At 74.2% G+C, this 18,660-nt stretch carries 18 protein-coding genes; 11 read left to right on the top strand and 7 right to left on the bottom strand.

Translation table 11 applies throughout. The features are described 5' to 3' along the window. The first annotated feature begins 151 nt into the window (after nucleotides 1-151). Nucleotides 152-1,531 carry a sensor histidine kinase gene (locus ACFY4B_RS13240; protein WP_387967794.1) on the top strand — a complete coding sequence of 460 codons (1,380 nt, stop codon included), beginning with the start codon at nucleotides 152-154 and terminating at the stop codon, nucleotides 1,529-1,531. Beyond that, the gene (locus ACFY4B_RS13235; RefSeq protein WP_387967792.1) at nucleotides 1,528-2,205 is read left to right on the top strand and encodes a response regulator; all 678 of its coding nucleotides are present in this window, start codon (nucleotides 1,528-1,530) and stop codon (nucleotides 2,203-2,205) included. The genes ACFY4B_RS13240 and ACFY4B_RS13235 overlap by 4 nt, the downstream gene beginning before the upstream one ends. A gap of 39 nt (nucleotides 2,206-2,244) precedes the next feature. On the opposite strand, the gene ACFY4B_RS13230 is transcribed toward ACFY4B_RS13235, so the two are convergent. Beyond that, the gene (locus ACFY4B_RS13230; RefSeq protein WP_387967790.1) at nucleotides 2,245-3,075 is read right to left on the bottom strand and encodes an SAM-dependent methyltransferase; all 831 of its coding nucleotides are present in this window, start codon (nucleotides 3,073-3,075) and stop codon (nucleotides 2,245-2,247) included. A gap of 239 nt (nucleotides 3,076-3,314) precedes the next feature. Between ACFY4B_RS13230 and ACFY4B_RS13225 the strand changes: the two genes are divergently transcribed. The 6 genes from ACFY4B_RS13225 (at nucleotide 3,315) to ACFY4B_RS13200 (ending at nucleotide 8,896) form a co-directional block, all read left to right on the top strand. Then, on the top strand, nucleotides 3,315-3,662 hold the full coding sequence (locus ACFY4B_RS13225) for a PRC-barrel domain-containing protein (protein WP_049651501.1): 348 nt from the start codon (nucleotides 3,315-3,317) through the stop codon (nucleotides 3,660-3,662). A gap of 106 nt (nucleotides 3,663-3,768) precedes the next feature. Beyond that, nucleotides 3,769-4,035, top strand: coding sequence for a metal-sensitive transcriptional regulator (locus ACFY4B_RS13220; RefSeq protein ID WP_049651499.1), 267 nt, complete (start codon nucleotides 3,769-3,771; stop codon nucleotides 4,033-4,035). A gap of 363 nt (nucleotides 4,036-4,398) precedes the next feature. Continuing rightward, entirely contained in the window at nucleotides 4,399-5,835 is a 1,437-nt protein-coding gene (locus ACFY4B_RS13215) for an endonuclease/exonuclease/phosphatase family protein (RefSeq protein ID WP_387967788.1), read from the top strand. Nucleotides 5,836-5,879: 44 nt separating this feature from the next. Then, nucleotides 5,880-7,883 carry a phosphocholine-specific phospholipase C gene (locus ACFY4B_RS13210; protein WP_387967786.1) on the top strand — a complete coding sequence of 668 codons (2,004 nt, stop codon included), beginning with the start codon at nucleotides 5,880-5,882 and terminating at the stop codon, nucleotides 7,881-7,883. An 85-nt stretch (nucleotides 7,884-7,968) separates the two neighbouring features. Beyond that, nucleotides 7,969-8,442 (top strand): VOC family protein, encoded by a 474-nt coding sequence (locus ACFY4B_RS13205; RefSeq protein WP_380737195.1) that lies wholly within the window; start codon nucleotides 7,969-7,971, stop codon nucleotides 8,440-8,442. 4 nt (nucleotides 8,443-8,446) lie between these two features. Then, entirely contained in the window at nucleotides 8,447-8,896 is a 450-nt protein-coding gene (locus tag ACFY4B_RS13200; protein WP_387967784.1) for an SRPBCC domain-containing protein, read from the top strand. A 37-nt stretch (nucleotides 8,897-8,933) separates the two neighbouring features. Here ACFY4B_RS13200 and ACFY4B_RS13195 read toward each other — a convergent pair whose 3' ends face one another. Both ACFY4B_RS13195 and ACFY4B_RS13190 read right to left on the bottom strand, forming a co-directional pair. Further along, nucleotides 8,934-10,187, bottom strand: coding sequence for an aromatic acid exporter family protein (locus ACFY4B_RS13195; protein ID WP_387967782.1), 1,254 nt, complete (start codon nucleotides 10,185-10,187; stop codon nucleotides 8,934-8,936). 131 nt (nucleotides 10,188-10,318) lie between these two features. Next, complete coding sequence (locus tag ACFY4B_RS13190) at nucleotides 10,319-11,053, bottom strand: polyprenol monophosphomannose synthase (RefSeq protein WP_387967780.1); 735 nt, start codon at nucleotides 11,051-11,053, stop codon at nucleotides 10,319-10,321. A gap of 158 nt (nucleotides 11,054-11,211) precedes the next feature. Between ACFY4B_RS13190 and ACFY4B_RS13185 the strand changes: the two genes are divergently transcribed. After that, nucleotides 11,212-12,048, top strand: a complete 837-nt coding sequence (locus ACFY4B_RS13185) for a hypothetical protein (RefSeq protein WP_387967778.1) — start codon at nucleotides 11,212-11,214, stop codon at nucleotides 12,046-12,048. A 10-nt stretch (nucleotides 12,049-12,058) separates the two neighbouring features. On the opposite strand, the gene ACFY4B_RS13180 is transcribed toward ACFY4B_RS13185, so the two are convergent. Next, on the bottom strand, nucleotides 12,059-13,654 hold the full coding sequence (locus tag ACFY4B_RS13180) for a N,N-dimethylformamidase beta subunit family domain-containing protein (RefSeq protein ID WP_387967776.1): 1,596 nt from the start codon (nucleotides 13,652-13,654) through the stop codon (nucleotides 12,059-12,061). 406 nt (nucleotides 13,655-14,060) lie between these two features. Between ACFY4B_RS13180 and ACFY4B_RS13175 the strand changes: the two genes are divergently transcribed. Next, the gene (locus tag ACFY4B_RS13175; protein ID WP_387826484.1) at nucleotides 14,061-15,962 is read left to right on the top strand and encodes an amino acid transporter; all 1,902 of its coding nucleotides are present in this window, start codon (nucleotides 14,061-14,063) and stop codon (nucleotides 15,960-15,962) included. A gap of 64 nt (nucleotides 15,963-16,026) precedes the next feature. Here ACFY4B_RS13175 and ACFY4B_RS13170 read toward each other — a convergent pair whose 3' ends face one another. Continuing rightward, nucleotides 16,027-16,296: a GlsB/YeaQ/YmgE family stress response membrane protein gene (locus ACFY4B_RS13170; protein WP_049651509.1), complete on the bottom strand. Its 270-nt coding sequence runs from the start codon at nucleotides 16,294-16,296 to the stop codon at nucleotides 16,027-16,029. A gap of 271 nt (nucleotides 16,297-16,567) precedes the next feature. Here ACFY4B_RS13170 and ACFY4B_RS13165 point away from each other — a divergent pair, with 271 nt between their 5' ends. Then, a complete protein-coding gene (locus ACFY4B_RS13165) occupies nucleotides 16,568-16,933 on the top strand; it encodes a hypothetical protein (protein WP_049651510.1) in 366 nt (121 codons plus the stop codon). 60 nt (nucleotides 16,934-16,993) lie between these two features. Here the strand turns inward: ACFY4B_RS13165 and ACFY4B_RS13160 are convergent, their stop codons facing one another. Together ACFY4B_RS13160 and ACFY4B_RS13155 are read right to left on the bottom strand one after the other, a co-directional pair. Further along, complete coding sequence (locus ACFY4B_RS13160) at nucleotides 16,994-17,794, bottom strand: HEAT repeat domain-containing protein (RefSeq protein ID WP_387967774.1); 801 nt, start codon at nucleotides 17,792-17,794, stop codon at nucleotides 16,994-16,996. Between the two features lie 96 nt (nucleotides 17,795-17,890). Beyond that, a complete protein-coding gene (locus ACFY4B_RS13155; RefSeq protein ID WP_387967772.1) occupies nucleotides 17,891-18,601 on the bottom strand; it encodes a TetR/AcrR family transcriptional regulator in 711 nt (236 codons plus the stop codon). Nucleotides 18,602-18,660 lie beyond the last annotated feature (59 nt).

Raw genomic sequence — 18,660 nt, 5'->3', positions numbered from 1 at the left:
TCGAACCCCAACCGTTACCGTTGCTGTCGGGGACCGCCGTACGTCCGGAGCCCCCGACCCCGCCCGCCGCTCCCACCGGGAGCGGCGCGGCACGAACTGGCGATGCCCGGGCGCGGGCGCGGCCAGCGTCCCCCGACCGGAGAGCACGAGCATGAGCGACATCTGGCAGCGCCTGCGCCGCGACCATCCCCGGTTGCTCGACGCGGCAGGCGGCGCGGGCGTGATCACGGTCACCGGCCTCGGTGCCACCATCGACCAGAACGGCGGCCACTTCACCCCGTTCGCCGCGCCCACCTTCGCCATCGCGCTGTTCTCCGCCGTCACCGTGCTCGCCCACCGCCGCCACCCGCGCGCGGTGGTCGCCGTCACGCTGCTCTGCACGATGGCGCTCGCCATGGTCAGCCCCCGGCTCACCCCGACCGTGGCCACGCCGCTGCTGCTCGCCCTCTACTTCCTCGCCATCCGCACCGACCGTGCCACCGCGCTGCGCGCCTCGGTCGTCACCGCCGTCCTGCTCACCGGGATCACCCTGCTGCTCGGCCCCGGCGGGCCGATCAGCGAACGGCTCGGCGTGCTCGCCTGGGCCCTGCTGCCCGGCGCCCTCGGCGACTCCATCCGCAACCGCCGCGCCCACCTCGCGGCCATCGAGGAGCGCGCCGAACGCGCCGAGCGCACCCGCGAGGAGGAGGCCCGTCGGCGGGTCGCCGACGAGCGGATCAGGATCGCCCGCGACCTCCACGACGTCGTCGCCCACCACATAGCCCTCGCCAACGCCCAGGCCGCCATCGCCGTCCACCTCATGGACAACCACCCCGTCCAGGCCCGGGAGGTGCTCAGCCACATCACCGACGCCACCGGCTCGGCCCTCCAGGAACTGCGCGCCACCGTCGGCCTGCTGCGCCGCGCCGAGGACCGCGCCCCGCTCGAACCCGCCCCCGGCCTCGACCGGCTGCCCGAACTGATCAACACCTTCGAGCGGGCCGGTCTGCCGATCCGGCTCTCCGTCGAGGGCGAGGCCCGGCCGCTGTCGCCCGGCGTGGACCTCACCGCCTTCCGGATCGTCCAGGAGTCGCTCACCAACGTGGCCAAGCACGCCCACGGCGCCGACGCCGAGATCACCCTCGCCTACAGCGGCAGCCGGGTCGCGGTCAGCGTCGCCAACGGCCGCCCGACCGCGACCGGCCGCCGCCGCGCGGTGCCGCTGCCCCAGCACCCGCCGAGCGAGGGCGGCTTCGGCCTGATCGGCATGCGCGAGCGGGCCGGGGCGGTGGGCGGCCGGCTCAGTGCCGACCGGCGGCCCGACGGGGGCTTCCTGGTCACCGCCGAACTGCCGCTGCGCACCGGCGCCCGCGACGACGGCCCCGAGTCCGTGGGCGCCCTCACCGCCGCCGACGTCGCCCGGGCCGCCAGGGCCGCGCGCGCCGCCCCTACCGGTCGCCCGGCACAAGCCGATCGCCCGACACCAGCCGAAGGACAGGACGGCGCCGCCCGAGCGGACGGCGCGGTCCGAGAGGAGAGGGACCACGCATGACCATCCGGGTACTGCTCGCCGACGACCAGGCCCTGCTGCGCGGCGCCTTCCGGCTGCTGATCGACGCGGAGGAGGACATGGAGGTGGTCGGCGAGGCCGCCGACGGCCGGGAGGCCGTCGAACTCGCCCGGGCCACCAGGCCCGACGTCGTACTGATGGACATCCGGATGCCCGGCACCGACGGCCTCGGCGCCACCGCCGAGATCTGCGGTGACGAGGCGCTGTCCGGCACCCGGGTGCTCATCCTCACCACCTTCGAGATCGACGAGTACGTGGCCCAGGCGCTGCGCGCGGGCGCCGGCGGGTTCCTCGGCAAGGGCGCCGACCCGAAGGAGCTGCTCGCCGCCGTCCGCACCGTCGCGGCGGGCGAGGCACTGCTCTCGCCCGCCGCCACCCGGGCCGTGATCGAGCAGTTCCTGGCCCAGCCCGAGCCGGCCTCCGCCGCCTCCACGAGCGAGCGGCTGTCCGTCCTCACCGCCCGCGAGCGCGAGGTGATGTCGATGGCCGCCACCGGCCTCACCAACGAGGAGATCGCCGAGCGGATGTTCGTCAGCCCCTTCACCGTCCGCACCCACGTCCACCGGGCGATGTCCAAGCTCGACGCCCGCGACCGCGCCCAGCTCGTCGCCATCGCCTACCAGACCGGCCTGGTCCCGCCCGGCCGCCCGAACTGAGGCCCGCCCGGCCGGCGGTGGCCGGTCCGGCCCCGCAGCTCAGGGCTTGCGGGCCACGGCGCCGTACATGCTGACGCGGTCGGCGCCCGGGGCGGGGGTGGTGTCGGGTCGCCAGAGGGGGACGGTGGTCACACCGGGGTCGAGGAGGTCGAGGCCGTCGAAGAAGGCCCGGACCTCCTCGCGGGAGCGGCCGACGAGGGGTGCGGTGGCCTTGTCGTAGACACCGGTGACCCGGTCGCGGATCTCGGCCGGGATGAAGTCGGCGGTGCCGTGGGAGAGGACCAGGTGGCTGCCGGAGGGCAGGGCGTCCAGCAGGGCGGCGAGGGCCTGGTGGGGCCGGTCCTCGTCCCGCAGGAAGTGGAGGACGGCGGCGAGGACGAGTCCGACCGGGCGGGAGAGGTCGAGCAGGTCCGCCGCCCGGACGGCGTCCAGCAGCGCGGCGGGCTCGCGCAGGTCGGCCCGGATGACGGTGGTGTGGCCGGGGCCCGAGCCGGCCATCAGGGCGCGGGCGTGGCTGAGCACGATCGGGTCGTTGTCCACGTAGACGGTCCGCGCGCCCGGTCGGGCCGCCTGGGCGATCTCGTGGGTGTTGCCGGCCGTGGGGATGCCGGTGCCGATGTCGAGGAACTGGTCGATGCCGAGTTCGGCGACGCACCGCACCGCGCGGGTGAGGAAGCCGCGGTTGGCGCGGGCGGTGGAGCGGAACTCCGGGTTGGCGGCGAGCGCCTTCTCGGCGGCGGCGCGGTCGGAGGGGAAGTTGTCCTTCCCGCCGAGGTAGTAGTCGTACATCCGGGCCGGGTGCGGCACGTCGGGCCGCAGGTCGGCCGGGATCCCGGCCCCGCCGGACTCCCACATGTTCTCGTATCCCACGGTTGCCGTCTCCTCTGCCCCGGGCGCCACGGACGATCCACTCGCGGCCCTGTTGGCGGACAGCCTAAAGCCCAGGTCACGGCCCGGGTACCGGTTGGTCGGGTCACCCCCGTATGTCCCTTTTCGTCGGGCGGGGCGGGCTCCCGGGCTCGCCGCGCGCCCCTGCCGCTCCCGGCGCAGGATGGAGGTCCGGGCGGGGGAACAGCCGGGGACGGGAGGTCAGGCCCGTGGGCATCGCGATGGCGGACATCCGCGAGTGGCGCGGCCACGCCGTGGTCGACGAGAAGGGCCACCGCATCGGGTCGCTGGAGTCGGTCTACGTCGAGACGGCCAGCGATGAGCCGTTCTTCGGCACGGTCACGGTCGGTTTCGCCGGCCGGCGCCGCCTGGTGTTCGTCCCGCTGGACGGGGCGGTGGCCGGGCCGGACTACCTCCGGGTGGCCTACCCGCGCAACCAGGTCAAGCAGGCCCCGGCGATCGGCACCGACGACGTGCTGCCCGCCGAGGACGAGCCCGCCGTGTTCGCGCACTACGAGCTGCCGTACGCGACCGGCGCGGGCGGGGAGCGCCGCCTGGCCCGCCGCTGAGCCGAGCCGTACCCGGGGGCGCCGAGCACGGCTTTCGCCAGCCGGGAATGAATACCCCGCCGGGTACACTTGTCCATCGACAGTCGATGTGAAAGGCGGCCCCGACATGCAGGTGGACGAGGAAGCGGTCGGCGCGGTCCTGAACCGGCTGCGCCGCGCGCAGGGCCAGTTGGCCGGAGTGATCGCGATGATCGAGGCGGGCCGGGACTGCAAGGACGTGGTCACCCAGCTCGCCGCCGTCTCGCGCGCGCTCGACCGGGCGGGGTTCAAGATCGTCGCGAGCGGCATGCGCCAGTGCATGGCCGCCGCCGACCAGGACGCCGCGCCGATGAGCGAGGCCGAGCTGGAGAAGCTCTTCCTCGCCCTGGCCTGACCGGGCGGCACCCGGTTCGACAGTACGGTCCGACGAGGGCCGCGGCGGATCCTCCCGCCGCGGCCCTCGCGGCATGTCGGCGGAAACACCGGAGGAAGCATCCGCGAACCTGCCCGCCGAAGCACCCGCGACCACACCCGCGCCGCGGGCCGACGGCCCCGCCCAGCGAAGTTCCCGTACCGCCCGACGCTCCGTCATGCGTCGTTCACGCGCCGGTCGCCGGCCTTCGGGTGAATGAGGGCCGCCCGCAGTTGTACAGCCAACTGCGTGCGCTCCCCTCCTCCCAGTCTCCGTGACCAGCCGAACCCGGCCCCGGCGAACCGTCCCCCGGCGGTCCGGCCCCGGGCGGCGGACAGGACAACCGTGGCCGCAGGCAGCGCCCTGACGTTCAGTTCCTCCACCAACCCCACCGAAGGCGACCGGCTCACCTTCCACTGGAGCACCGACGCCCCCGACGCCAAGAACTGGGTCGGCATCTACGACGGCGACCGCCAGCCCGGCAACGGCGGCTCGCTGCTGTGGAAGTACACCGCGGGCACCTCGGGCGACGTCCAGCTCGACACCTCCGCGCTGACCGGCGGCCCGTACACCGCCTACCTGCTCGCCAAGGACGGCTACGGCATCCTGGCCCGCACCGGGCCGTTCACCTTCCGCCCCAAGCCCGCCGTCGTCCGCCCGCACGCCGCCGTCGACGCGTTCACCGCCACGCCCGTCGCCCCGGGTGCCGCGGTGACGGTCCGGCTCGGCGGCCTCTGGTCCCGCCCGGCCGGCAACCCGGCCGGCTCCGCCACCTACCGCAAGGTGAGCGGCCCCGCCTGGGCCTCGGTCGGCGCCGACGGCACGCTCACCGGCACCGCCCCCGCCACCCCCGGCCGGAACCCCGAGCCGGTGGTCGTCGGCGTCAGGGACAGCGCGGGTGCCACCGACACCGTCACCGTCCTCGTCCCGGTGGCGGACCCGGCCGCCCCGCCGCGCCTCAAGGCCGCCAGCTGGAACCTGCACGACGCGGGCTCGGCCCACACCGACGCACTGGAGAAGCAGCTGCGCATGGTCCTCGCCCAGGGCCTGGACGTGCTCGCCCTCCAGGAGACCGCGGGGGAGCGGGCCAGGACCCTGGCCGACGCCCTCGGCTGGTACGCCTACCAGAGCCCGGGCAGCGTCGGCATCCTCAGCCGCCACCCGCTCACCGACGTCACCCCGCCGACCGCCGAACTGCCCGCCGCCGTGGCCACCCTGCGGCTGCCCGGCGGCCGCACCGTCCGGTTCTGGGCCGCCCACCTGGACGAGGCGGGCTACGGCCCGTACGCCGTCCAGGACGGCCGGACCGCCGCCGAGGTGGAGGCCGCCGAGAACGGCTCGCTGCGGCTGAGGCAGGCCAAGGCGCTGGCCGCCGCCGTCCGCGCGGACATCGCCCGGCGCACCCCGGTGGTGCTGGCCGGTGCGCTCTCCTCGCCCTCGCACCGGGACTGGACGGCCGCCACCGCCGCCGCCCACCAGGGGGTCGGCGCGCTCGCCTGGCCGGTCACCGTGGCCCTCCAGGGCGCCGGATTGACCGACACCTTCCGCGAGGAGAACCGCGACCCGGTCAAGGCCCCCGGTGCGACCTGGTCGCCCACCCGCAAGCGGCGCGGCGACCGCCCCGAGCCGCAGGACCGCACCGACTACGTCCAGTACGCGGGCCCGCTGAAGTTGGTCGAGGCGCACACCCTGGCCGTCGGCTGGCCGCAGCCCGAGCCCGGCTCCGCCGCCAACGAGTGGCCCTCCGACACCGCCGCCGCGGTCGCCACCTTCCAGCTCTGAGCTCCCAGGCTCCCCGACTCCCAGCTCCGAGAGGCCAGTTCGTCATGCCCGAGCTCTCCCGCCGCACCTTCGTCGGCGCCACCGCGGCCGCCGGCGCCACCGCCCTGTCCGGCCTGACGGCCGCCCAGGCCGCCGCCGCCCCGGCCCCCGCTCCCGCCGCCGGTGCCAAGCCCGGCACCCCGCTGACCGGCACCGTCAAGGACGTCAGGCACGTCGTCGTCCTGATGCAGGAGAACCGTTCCTTCGACCACTACTTCGGCACCCTGGCCGGCGTCCGCGGCTTCGGCGACAAGCAGGCGCTCCAGTTCCCGGACGGCACCGACGTCTTCCGCCAGCCCGACGGCCGGCGCAGCGACGGCGGCGTGATGCTGCCGTACCGGATGGACACCGCCAAGTACAACGCGCAGAACGCCGGCGGCCTGCCGCACGACTGGGCCACCGGCCACCAGGCCATCAACAACGGCGCGATGAACAAGTGGATCGCCGCCAAGGGCGAGCGCACCATGGGCTACTTCACCCGGGACGACATCCCCTACCAGTACGCCCTGGCCGACGCGTTCACCGTCTGCGACGCCTACTTCACCTCGCTGGCCGGCCCGACCGACCCCAACCGGCTCTACCTGTGGACCGGCACGTCCGGCCCCGGCCGCGACGGCACCACCGGCCCGTGGATCGACAACACCCCGGTCACCGACAACCCCGTCGCCGACTGGACCACCTACGCCGAGCGCCTGGAGGCGGCCGGCGTCAGCTGGCGCGTCTACCACAACCCCAGCAAGGACGAGCGCACCGGCGACTACGACGACAACGCGCTCTCCTACTTCAAGCAGTTCCACAACTTCCCGCACGACGACCCGCGTTACGTCAACGCGATGACGAAGTTCGACCCCGCCGACTTCGACCGCCACTGCAAGGACGGCACCCTGCCGACCGTCTCCTGGCTGGTCGCGCCGTACCTGTTCTCCGAGCACCCGGAGGCCGGCCCGGCCTACGGCGCGCACTGGGTCGACCAGGCCCTGCGGTCGCTGACGTCCAACCCGGAGGTCTGGCGGCACACCGTCTTCCTGGTGATGTACGACGAGAACGACGGCTACTTCGACCACATGGTCCCGCCCACCCCCGAGCCCGGCACCCCCGAGGAGTTCACCCAGGGACGGGCCATCGGCCTCGGCAACCGGGTGCCGCTCTGGGTCGTGTCGCCCTGGTCGCGCGGCGGCTGGGTCAACTCCCAGGTCTTCGACCACACCTCGGTGCTGCGCTTCATGGAACTGGTCACCGGGGTGGCCGAGCCCAACATCTCGGCCTGGCGCCGGGCCGTCTGCGGCGACCTCACCAGCTGCTTCGACTTCGCCGCCCCCGAGCTCTCGATCCCGGTGCTGCCCGACACCAAGGCCCTGATGGCCAGGGCCGACGCGGGCACCAGGCTGCCCGGCGTCGCGCTGCCGGCGGTCGGCGCCCAGGCGATGCCCGTCCAGGAGCGCGGCGAGCGCCCGCACCGCCCGCTGCCGTACCAGCCGTGGGCCGACGTCGAGGTGGACCGGAAGACCGGCAAGGTCACCTGCACGATGAGCAACGACGGCTCGGTGGCCTTCCCGTACACCGTCTACCCGAACATCCTGCTCCCCTTCGCCGGCACCCCGTACACCGTCGCCCCCGGCGCCACCGCCCGGTACGTATGGGACGCCGCCACCACCGACGGCCGCTACGACTTCACCGTGCACGGCCCGGACGGCTTCGTCCGGCGCTTCGCCGGCACCGTGGTCCGCGACGGGCAGGACGGCCAGAACGACATCGGCGTGCCGATCGTCACCGTCGACCTGCGCGGCAGCCGCAAGCTCACCCTGCAGCTCGTCAACGACGGGATGACCGACGTGGCCTTCACCGCCGCGCCCAACGACTTCGCGGGCACCGCGCAGACCGTCTGGGTCAAGCCCGGCAAGCAGGCCAACCTGGCCTGGCCGCTGGACGAGCAGGGCCGCTACGACGTCGTGGTGACCGCCCACACCGGTCAGCGCTTCGTCCGGCGCTACGCGGGCTGGGTGCACTGACCCGGCGACGGCCGGGGGCGCCGATCCGGTGACCCCCGGCCGTGGCTCGGCCGCCCCGACGGACCCCGCCGTTACCGTCGGGCGCATGCAGAAAATCACCACCTCCCTCTGGTTCGACGACCAGGCCGAAGAGGCCGCCGCCTTCTACACCACGCTGTTCCCGAACTCCCGGGTCCTCAGGACCACCCGCTACGGCGAGACCGGCCCCGGCCCGGCGGGCTCGGTGATGACCGTCGAGTTCGAGCTCGCCGGCCGCGCGTACGTGGGCCTCAACGGCGGCCCGGCGTTCCACTTCACCGAGGCGATCTCGCTCCAGGTGGCGTGCGACGACCAGCAGGAGGTCGACCGACTCTGGGCGGAACTCACCGCCGACGGCGGCCAGCCCGGCCCGTGCGGCTGGCTCAAGGACCGCTACGGCCTCTCCTGGCAGATCACCCCCCGGGTGCTGCTCGACCTGGTCGCGGGCGAGGACCGGGCCACGGCGGACCGCGTCTTCGCGGCCATGCTGCGGATGCAGAAGATCGAGATCCAGCCGCTGCTCGACGCGGCGAAGGGGTGAGCCCGTGACCGCCTTCAGCCACCGCGGCATCACCTACCTGCGGGCCACCCCCGAGCGGGTCTGGCACGCGCTCACCAACGCCGACGAGTCCGGCCTCTACTGGGGCCACCGCAACGTCTCCACCTGGCTGCTCGGCGCGCCCTGGGAGCACCAGCGGACCGACGGCTCCGGGACCGCCGACGTCATCGGCACCGTCGAGGCGGTCGACCGCCCGCACCTGTTGGTCACCACCTGGGCCGGGCCGCAGGAGGGGCGCGCCGCCTTCCCCTCCCGGGTCACCTTCGAACTCCGGGGCTGGCACGACCTCACCCGGCTCACCGTCACCCACGTGGACCTCGCCGACGAGGCCGCCCGGGCGGACGCCGAACAGGGCTGGTCGGCGGTGCTCGCCAACCTCAAGACCTACCTGGAGACCGGCCACCCGCTGCCGCAGGAGCCCTGGCTGATGCCCTGAGACCCCGGCGCCCGCCAAACCGCCGGGTGTTCCACCGCTACGCCGCCGGGCGATCCGCCGCAGCGGACGTCCGGCCGCCGCGGGCCCGTTCGCCCCGCAGCAGGCGGCGCAGCCAGGCGTAGCGGGAGAACCGCTCCCGGTTCGCCACCGAGGCCCGGTCCAGTTCCTCCATCAGCCGCCGGCCGCGGTGCTCCAGGTCCATCTCGTCCAGGATGCGGTCCACCTCGGCCAGTATCGAACCGTGCAGCTGCCAGGCCTCCGGGTGCTCCTGGACCTTGCGCAGCAGCACCTGGGCGACGTTCTCCCGGCAGGCCCAGGCCGCCGCCAGCTCGGCGGTCAGCCGCTCCTCCGCCTCCTCGGCGCTGCGGCTCACCTGGGTGGTCACCAGCACCGCGTAGCTCACCATCGCGCCGCCGACGTGCGCCAGCAGCTCCTCCAGCCCCGTGGCGACGTCCGGCGGGAAGAGCCGTTCGCCGGGCGCGCGCCGCTTGGCCAGGTCGGTCAGCGAACGGGCCAGCACCCGGATCACGACGACGCAGATCTCCAGGGTGTCCAGCCCGGTGCGCAGCACCAGCCGGGACAGCAGCCCCTCGCTGATCCGCGGGTTGAACCGCAGGCTGTCCTCGGCCTGGCGCAGTGCCGCGTCCACGTCGGCGATCGCCTGGTCCAGCCGGCGGGCCTCGTGCAGCCGCTCGGCGGCCCGGGCCACCGGGGTGGGGCGGCCCAGCTCCTCGGAGATGTCGAGCAGCAGCTGGCGGGCCCGCCGGGCCAGGTCCTCGATCGACTCCCCGGCGGTGTCCACCCAGACCGGCGGCGCGAACACCAGGTTGAACAGCAGGCCGACGGCCGCGCCGATGAGGGTCTCCAGCACCCGGTCCCAGGCCTGCGAGGCCAGCTTGGTCACGCCCAGGATCAGCATCGCGCTGATCGCGACCTCCTGGACGAACTCCTCGACCCGGACGAACCGGCCGACGACCAGCGAGGCCAGGATGATCAGCCCGAGGCTCCACCAGGAGAGCCCGACCACCGCGCTGAACCCGATCGCGATCAGCACCCCGACCACCACCGAGTTGACCCGGCGGATGCTGGTCTTGAGCGTCGAGTAGACGGTGACCTGGACGACCAGCAGCGCGGTCAGCGGCGCCGTCAGCGGAGCGGGCTCGCTGCTCAGCCGCGTCGCCACCGCGAAGGCGATGGTGGCCGCGACGGTGGCCCGGACGCTCTGGACCACGAACGGTTCTCGGGTGCCGCGGCGGACCAGGTCCGTGAGTGTCTCCGGGAGAAGGGCCATGTCGCCCTTCTTTCCCCGCGGCGGCCGTTCACACCGCTCCGGCGGCGGTCCGGCACCCGTACGACCGCACCGGGCCGGCGTCCTGCCGTGCCCGGTCCCGTCCGGTCCCGCCTGGTCCCGTCGGTGCCTCGTCAGCCCTCGCGGTTGAAGCGCAGCTTCCAGGGCGCCAGCGCGGACTCGACCTGCACGCCCATGCTCATCTTCGAGGCGCCCTCGATCCGCTCCTCGAAGCGGATCGGCACCTCGCGGATCGTCATGCCCTGCTTGACGACGCGGTAGTTCATCTCGACCTGGAACGAGTAGCCGTTGCTCCGCACCGTCGGCAGGTCGATGGCGCGGAGGGTGTCCGCCCGCCAGGCCTTGAACCCGGCGGTGGCGTCCCTGACCCCGAGGCTGAGGATCGTGTTGACGTAGAAGTTCGCCCAGGCCGAGAGCGCCTTGCGGTGCCAGGGCCACTCCTCGGCGGTGGAGCCGCCGGGGACGTAGCGGGAGCCCAGCACCACGGCGGTGTCGCCGCCGAGCAGCAGCTCGACCATCGCGGGTATCGCCGAGGCCGGGTGGGAGAGGTCGGCGTCCATCTGCACCACGACGTCGGCGCCCTCGTCCAGGGCCCTGGCCATGCCGGCCAGGTAGGCGCGGCCGAGGCCGTCCTTCTCGGTGCGGTGCAGCACGCCCACGGTGCCGCCGGAGTCCGCGGCGAGCTTGTCGGCGATCTCGCCGGTGCCATCGGGGGAGTTGTCGTCCACCACCAGCAGGTGCAGGTCGGGCACCTGGAGCTCCGCGAGCAGGCCCGCGAGGACCGGGAGGTTCTCCCGCTCGTTGTACGTGGGGACGACCACAACGACCTTGGGGGAGGCCTCGACCATGTTCTGTTTCCCTCGTGCCTGCTCCGGATGAGACCGTGCGAGTGTATCGGGCGTTCCGACTACCTCCCGCCCCGGCCGGAGGTCGGAAGCCCGTTCGATCACGATGCGGTACCGTGACGGGCCGCGAACGCCCGGAACAGTAGCCCCGGAGACCTCCCATGACGATCCGTCGCACCACTGTCCTGCCCGCCACCGCCCTCGTCGTCGCGCTGGCCGCGCTCACCGGCTGCGGCTCCGACGCCACCGCGCCGCCGCCCGCCGCCGGGACGTCCGCGGGCGGGGTGCCCGCCGGCGCCACCACCGGAGCACCACCGGAAGCCACCGGGGCACCGGGGGAGGCCACCGGGGCGCCCGCCGACCCGACCGGGGCCTTCGACCCCGCGGTCGCGGTCGCCCACCGCTCCCGGGAGTCGTACGCGGCGACCTCCGAGATGACCGTCGAGACGGGCGAGGGCGCCGAGAAGGACGTGCTCACCGTCACCGGCCGGGCGAACCACAACACCCCGGCCGAGGGGTCCCGCCTGGAGACCAAGATGGTCCGCGGGTCCTCCGTCCTGGCCTGGGAGGAGAAGGTGGTCGTTGACCAGGCCGTCTACCGGCGGGACAAGGAGAACGGCGGGACCGGCTGGACGACGGACCAGAAGCCCCCGGCGAGCGCCGGGACCGGCGCGCAGGACACGGACGGCTACGCCAAGGTCCTGCTGGACGCCGGGCCCGCCGCCCGCAAGGGCATGGAGACCGAGGCGGGCGTGCCGGTGTTCCACCTGGCCGCCCGGCTCTCCCCGGCCGAGCTGCGCCGCGCGGACCCGACGTACGGGGACGGACGGCAGAACCAGGGCACGGACGCGGCGGACGTCCAGCTGTGGATCGACCGGCTCGGCCGGACGGTCCGGGTCGAACACTCGACGGTGGTGGCCGGCCGGCCGGTCGTGACGAGGGAGCGCCTCTCGGACTTCGGCCCCGCGGAGACCTTCACCGCGCCGTCCGCGGGCTGACCCAGCGCGGCTAGGCCGGGCCGTAGACGGCGTCGAGGTTGTCCTGGGCCGGGTGGGTCCGGCCGGCCGGGCCGGCGGCGAAGGCGCGCAGGACGTTCTCGGTGACCTGGCGGACCAGGTCCCCGGCGTGCGAGTCGATGCCGTGGTCGGCCCGGCCGCCGCCGGGGCCGCGGGCCTCCAGCGCCTCGACCCAGCGCATCGTCCCGGTGGCGAACACCCCGGCCCCGCTCGGCACGGTGTAGTAGGCGGTGTCGGAGTGGGAGCGCCGGCCGTCGCACACCACGGGGGAGTGGGCGATCACCTCGATCGGGCGCGGGGTGGGGAAGCCGGTGTGCACCCGGTCGTACTCCACCCCGACCAGGTGCGGGAAGGAGGCCCCCGCCGCGACGCCCGTCCCCTCGTACGCCCAGTGCCCGGGCGAGGTGACCACGTACGGGGCGTCCACCGGGTAGCCGTCGTAGATGACGCCGAGCATCGAGCTCTCCGGGTCGGCGCCCGGTCCGGTCCGGAAGTCGGTGGTCGCCGGGGCGCCCGCCTGGTGGCCCGGGTCCTGCGCCCAGGCGTCCTTGTAGCAGACCACCGTGCGGTCCGGCCCGAGGTCGGACGGCTCGAAGCGGATCCGGCGGTAGCAGCAGTTGGCGCCCAGGACCGCCAGGTTGGTCCCGGCGTCGCGGGCGGCGACCACGTTGGCCCGCTGCTCGGGCGACCAGTACTCGTCGTGGCCGAGCGACAGGACGGCGCTCGCCCCGGTCAGCAGGCCGGGCTCGCGGGCCACGTCGACGCCGGTGGTGTAGGCGAGCGGCAGGCCGAGGCGTTCGGCGAGGGCGACCAGCGGCGCCTCGTAGACCAGGAACAGCCCGGCGCCGTGGTCGTAGTCGTACGGCCGGTCGAAGACGACCTTCAGCGAGCGGGTGGCCAGGCCGCCGGTCGGGCCGTTGTAGAGGCTGTAGCCGCCCCACTCGTTGTAGGCCTGCCAGGTCGCCGGGGCGCTCATCACCACGGTCCGGCCCGCGGTGCTCGCCGAGCGGACGGTGAGCGGGACGTAGCGCTGCCCGGAGCCGTCCTCGGCGTCCAGCCGCAGCAGGTAGGCGCCCTCGGGCCAGCCGGCGGTGTCCACCGCGAGGGTGCGCTGCCAGCCGGTCAGGACGGTGCGGGTCGCCGGGTCCACGTGCGGCGCGGCCTGCTTGCCGCCGGGGACGTGCTCTCGGCGCCAGACCAGCCGGGCGCGGGCGCCGTCGTACCAGCCCATCCGGTAGGCGGAGACGGTGAACGCGGCGGCGGGGGTGGAGACGTGCAGGCCGAAGGGCTCGCCGGGCAGGACGCTGACCCGGTCGGCGAAGCCCTCGATGGCGCCGTCCGGGCCGGGGTCGGTGATCTCCCAGTCGGCGTTGCCGGGGCGGGAGCGCTCGCTCGTCGGGCCGGTGTGGCCGTCGGCGGCCGGGCCGGCGGTGCCGGGTGGCGTGGACGCCGGGGCGGTCGGCGCGCCCGCCGCCCCGGCGGACGGGTGCGCGGCGGGGGCCGCATCCGGGCGACGGGGGCCGCAGGAAGTGACGGCGGCCGCCATCAGGCCCAGGCCCAGGATCCTCCGCCGACTCGGCTCCGCCACCGCTTCCTCCGTTTTTCCTGTCCCTGCCCGGTCCGTGGGCACGCCGGCCCGGCCGGTGGCGCGCTGTGCGGCGCCGGCCCGGTGCGTCGGTGCGCGCGGACATCCTCGCGTGTTCCGCGAGGTCCGTGCAGCCTGGCACACCGGACCGGGCGCGGCCGCACCCGCCTCGGGACGGCCCGCCACCGGGGAGGGCCGTACGGGCGCACCCGGGCGTGTCGGCCCGCGCGGTTGACCGGCCCCGGCGGGCCGGTCCCCTAGCCTGACCAGGCCCGCCGTCCGGCGGCCACAGGGGGTCCGGAGCCGTACGAGGCCGGCCGAGTCGTGGACAGGGGTGCCCGTGGTGTCGTCGGGGTCGGCCGAAGCAGGGGCGGGGCCGGTCACCCGGCGCGGGCGGTTCCGGGAGTGGATGCTGGAAGGCCTGGCCGACCTGGCCAAACAGCACCCAGGCCCGCACGCCGAGGCGCCGCACGAGAAGGGCCAGCGCTGGTGGCGGGTCATGTGCCTGACCGGCCTGGACTACTTCTCCACGCTCGGCTACCAGCCCGGCATCGCCGCGCTCGCGGCCGGACTGGTCTCGCCGCTGGCGACCATCGTGCTGGTGGTCGTCACCCTGCTCGGCGCGCTGCCCGTCTACCGGAGGGTCGCCCAGGAGAGCCCGCACGGCCAGGGCTCGATCGCGATGCTGGAACGGCTGCTCTCCTTCTGGCAGGGCAAGCTCTTCGTGCTCACCCTGCTGGGCTTCGCGGCCACCGACTTCATGATCACCATCACCCTGTCCGCCGCCGACGCCAGCGCCCACCTGGTGGAGAACCCGCACCTGCACAGCGCCCTGACCGGCAAGCAGGTGATGCTGACCCTGATCATGATCGCGCTGCTCGGTGCCGTCTTCCTCAAGGGCTTCAGCGAGGCGATCGGCCTGGCGGTGGTGCTGGTCGCGGTGTACCTCTCGCTGAACGTCGTGGTGGTCGCCAACGGGCTGTGGCACGTGCTCAAGGCCCCGCACGTGTTCAGCGACTGGACGCACGCGCTGACCGTGGAGCACGGCAACGCGATCGCGATGATCGGCGTCGCGCTGATCGTCTTCCCGAAGCTGGCGCTCGGCCTGTCCGGCTTCGAGACCGGCGTCGCCGTGATGCCGCACATCGAGGGCGACCCGGACGACACCGAGGAGAAGCCCACCGGCCGGATCCGCGGCGCCCGCAAACTGCTGACCACCGCCGCCGCGATCATGAGCGTGTTCCTGATCGCCACCAGCTTCATCACCACGCTGCTCATCCCGGCCGACCAGTTCAAGGCCGGCGGCCAGGCCAACGGGCGGGCGCTCGCCTACCTCGCCCACGAGTACCTGGGCAGCACCTTCGGCAGCGTCTACGACCTGTCCACGATCGCCATCCTCTGGTTCGCCGGGGCCTCCGCGATGGCCGGGCTGCTCAACCTGATGCCGCGCTACCTGCCCCGCTACGGCATGGCCCCGCACTGGGCCCGCGCGGTGCGGCCGACTGTCATCGTGCTCACCCTGATCGCCTTCCTGGTCACCTGGATCTTCGACGCCAACGTGGACGCCCAGGGCGGCGCCTACGCCACCGGCGTGCTGGTGCTGATCAGCTCCGCCGCCATCGCGGTGACCATCGCCGCCCACAAGGCCGGGCAGCGCCGTTGGCGCACCGGCTTCGCGGTGATCGCGGGGGTGTTCCTCTACACCACGGCGGTGAACATCGCCGAGCGGCCGGACGGGGTCAAGATCGGCGCCTGCTTCATCGCGGGCATCATGCTGCTCTCGTTCCTGTCCCGGCTCAAGCGGGCCTTCGAACTGCGCGTCACCGACGTGGTGCTGGACGACGTCGCGGACCGGTTCGTCCGGGACTACACCCACCGCCCGCTGCGGCTGATCGCCAACGAGCCGAACAGCCGGGACCTCGCCGAGTACCGCGACAAGATCCACCAGATCCGGCGGGACAACGACATCCCGGCCGAGGACGACCTGGTGTTCGTCGAGGTCACCGTGCTCGACCCGTCCGACTTCGAGGCCGTGCTGACGGTCCGCGGCGAGGTGCTGCACGACCGCTACCGGGTGCTGGCGCTGGAGAGCTCCAGCGTGCCCAACGCGCTGGCCGCGCTGCTGCTCGAGGTGCGCGACCGCACCGGGCAGCAGCCGCACATCTACTTCGAGTGGACCGAGGGCAACCCCTTCGCCCAGTTCCTGCGGTTCTTCCTGTTCGGACAGGGCGAGATCGCCCCCGTCACCCGCGAGGTGCTGCGCGAGGCCGAACCGGACCGGTCCCGCCGGCCGGCCGTCCACGTGGGCTGAACGGGCGGCCCGGCCGGCTGGTCGGCCGGCGGGTCGGCCGGTCCGGGTGCCGGGGGTCGGCCGGTCAGCGGTTCTGGTGGGACTTCGTCCACGCGGGCGCGACGAAGGCCACCAGGGCGACGGCGAAGGCCAGTTGCAGGATGTGCCGGATCCAGTCGATGCCCGAGGTGTGGCGGACGCCGATCCAGCCGGAGACGGCGTTGCCGAGCCAGGCTCCGGCCGCGCCGAGCAGCATGGTCAGCCACCAGGGGATCGACTGCGGTCCACGCAGGATCAGTTTGGCGAGCACGCCCAGCACGAAGCCGATGAGCAGAATCCACAGGAGCTGGAACATCGCAGTCCACCTTCCGGGCGCTCCCGGGGCCGACGGCCCGGTGCGCCGAATCGCCGATGACGCGGTTCGTCCCATGATCACCCGGATCCGGCGAACGGGCATGTCGACGGGAGAGTGCGCAGGTCAGCCGCGTACCGGTGGAGCGCTCCCGGCGGGGAATGGGCGAGAACGCGCCGCAGGTCGGGCCGGAAAGTCGCTGTCCGTCATCGGCTCCGCACGGATAGGAATGGGCGGGACGCGGACGCGCCGCGTCACCGAGAGGAGCCGCCCCGTGATACGCCTTCGTTCCGCCGTCCTGACCCTGGGCTGTACCGCCGCCGCGCTGACCCTGACCATGGGGACGGCCCAGGCCGCGCCCGGTGACACCAGCACCAGCTGCTCCTCCTCGCTGACGCCGGGCGGCTTCGTGGACGTCCAGTGGTGGAACAGCGCCGGCTGCGGCTCCGGTTTCACCCCGAACACCAAGAAGATCATGCAGCTCACCGGCTACCCGGTCGGCACCGTGGTCAACGCCTGCGCCTCCACCTGGCCGCCGGCCGGCTGGACGATCGTCAGCACCTACTACGGCTCCGGCTGCAACTACTCGGCGGTGCCGAGCCTGGAGAAGAACTCCTGGCAGCTCAAGCGCGTCTCCTGATGGCGGCGCACCGGCCGGCGGAGCGGTGCTGCCCGTCCGGGGCGGGCCGCCGGCCGGGGCTCAGCTCTCCCTGACCGCCTCGACGGCCCCGCGGACCAGCGGGTCCGGATCGTCCGCCAGGCCGTCCAGCAGCTCGGCGACGCCCGGGGTCGACCAGCCGCCGACGGCCCAGACCAGGTCCGTCCGCACGCCCGGGTGCGGGTGGTCGGCCAGTCGGGCGAGCAGGTCCACCGGGCCGCGGCGGCGCAGTCCGAACCAGTGCAGGGCGGTGCGCAGTTCGTACGGGTCGCCGGGTTCGCCGGCCGCCGCGATCCGGGCGAGCAGCACCGGGACGGGCGGCGGCGGGCCGTCCAGCGGGTGCGGGTGGCGCTCGCGCAGCCGCCTGCTGCCGTACTCGCCGCGGATACGGCAGCCGAAACAGGTGCAGGGCCGGGTGCCGTGGGCGCCCGGGACGTAGCGCCAGCCGGTGGCCTGCGGCACGGCGCGGACCCGGTGCACCTCGCGGGCGCCCACCGCGCGCGGCAGGAACACCTCCCAGCCGCGCGGGTCGGGCAGGGCGCCGATCCGCCGGACCGCCTCGGCGGCCCGCACCGGCCGCTGGGCGTCCTGGGCGCGGTCGCGGTAGTGCCCGGTCAGGACCTCCTGCCCGTCGTCCAGCCGGAGGTGCACCGCGACCAGTGCGCCCTTGGGGCCGAACCGGGCCAGCTCGCGCAGCCACTGGTGGGTCAGCGTGTACGAGGGCAGCACGGGGAAGCAGTACACCCCGCGTGCGCCGCCCTGGCCCCGGCTGTCGGCGCGGATCCCGGCGCGGCGGATGCGCGGCGCGTTCGCCGCGGCGGTCAGGTGCACGAACATCGCCATGGGGCGCGATCCTAGCGAGCGGCCGGGTGGCCGGCCGAGCGGTTTTCCCGGGCCTCCGGTTCCTCGCCACCGGGCGTTCCGGGGCGCTGCCGCGGGTCAGGCGCCGGCCGTGCGGCGTTCGATCAGGGCGGCCAGCCCGTCCAGGATGCGCTCCAGGCCGAACTCCAGCGCCTGGTCGCGGCCGTCGGGGTCGGCCATGGCGGCGGCGACCGCCGGGAAGCGGTCGGCGTTCTCCTGGACCACGGTGCCGAGGGCGGCGAGGAGTTCGGCCTCGGGGGTGTCGGCGGGGCCGGCGGCGCGGGACTGCGCGGCGATTCCGCGCACGTGCCCGGTGAGCAGGACGGCGGCGTCCATCCGTTCGGGGCCGGTCAGCCCGTGGCCGTCGAGCGCCGCCACCACCCGTTCCAGCCAGGCGAGTTCCCTCGGACCGAGCGCCCGCGCGCCGACGGTGGCGTCCAGCAGCCACGGGTGCCTGGCGAAGGACTCGGCCAAGTGGTGGGCCCAGGCGGTGAGTTGCTCCCGCCAGTCGGCATCCCCCGGTGCGTCCGGGGGCGCGTCGACGGCCGACTCGACCATCAGGGCGACGAGTTCGGCCTTGCCGGGGACGTAGCGGTAGAGCGACATCTTGGTGAAGTCGAGCAGCCCGGCCACCTTCTGCATGGAGACCGCGCCGAGCCCCTCCGCGTCGGCGACCTCGACCCCGGCCGCGGCGATCCGCTCCAGGCTGAGGGCCGGCTTCGGCCCGCGGGTGGGTTTGGGGGCCGGGCCCCAGAGCAGCCGCACCGTGTCGTTCGCCGCCTCGGCCATCATCCGCTCCCGTTCTGGGGGTTCCGTTCGGGGCTTGCCACCTGGGGGGTTGCCCTTCC

Source organism: Kitasatospora sp. NPDC001261 (assembly GCF_042896795.1).
Taxonomy (GTDB): Bacteria; Actinomycetota; Actinomycetes; order Streptomycetales; family Streptomycetaceae; genus Kitasatospora.
Note: the sequence above shows the minus strand (reverse complement) of the source record. Positions and strands in the feature narration are given on the sequence as shown.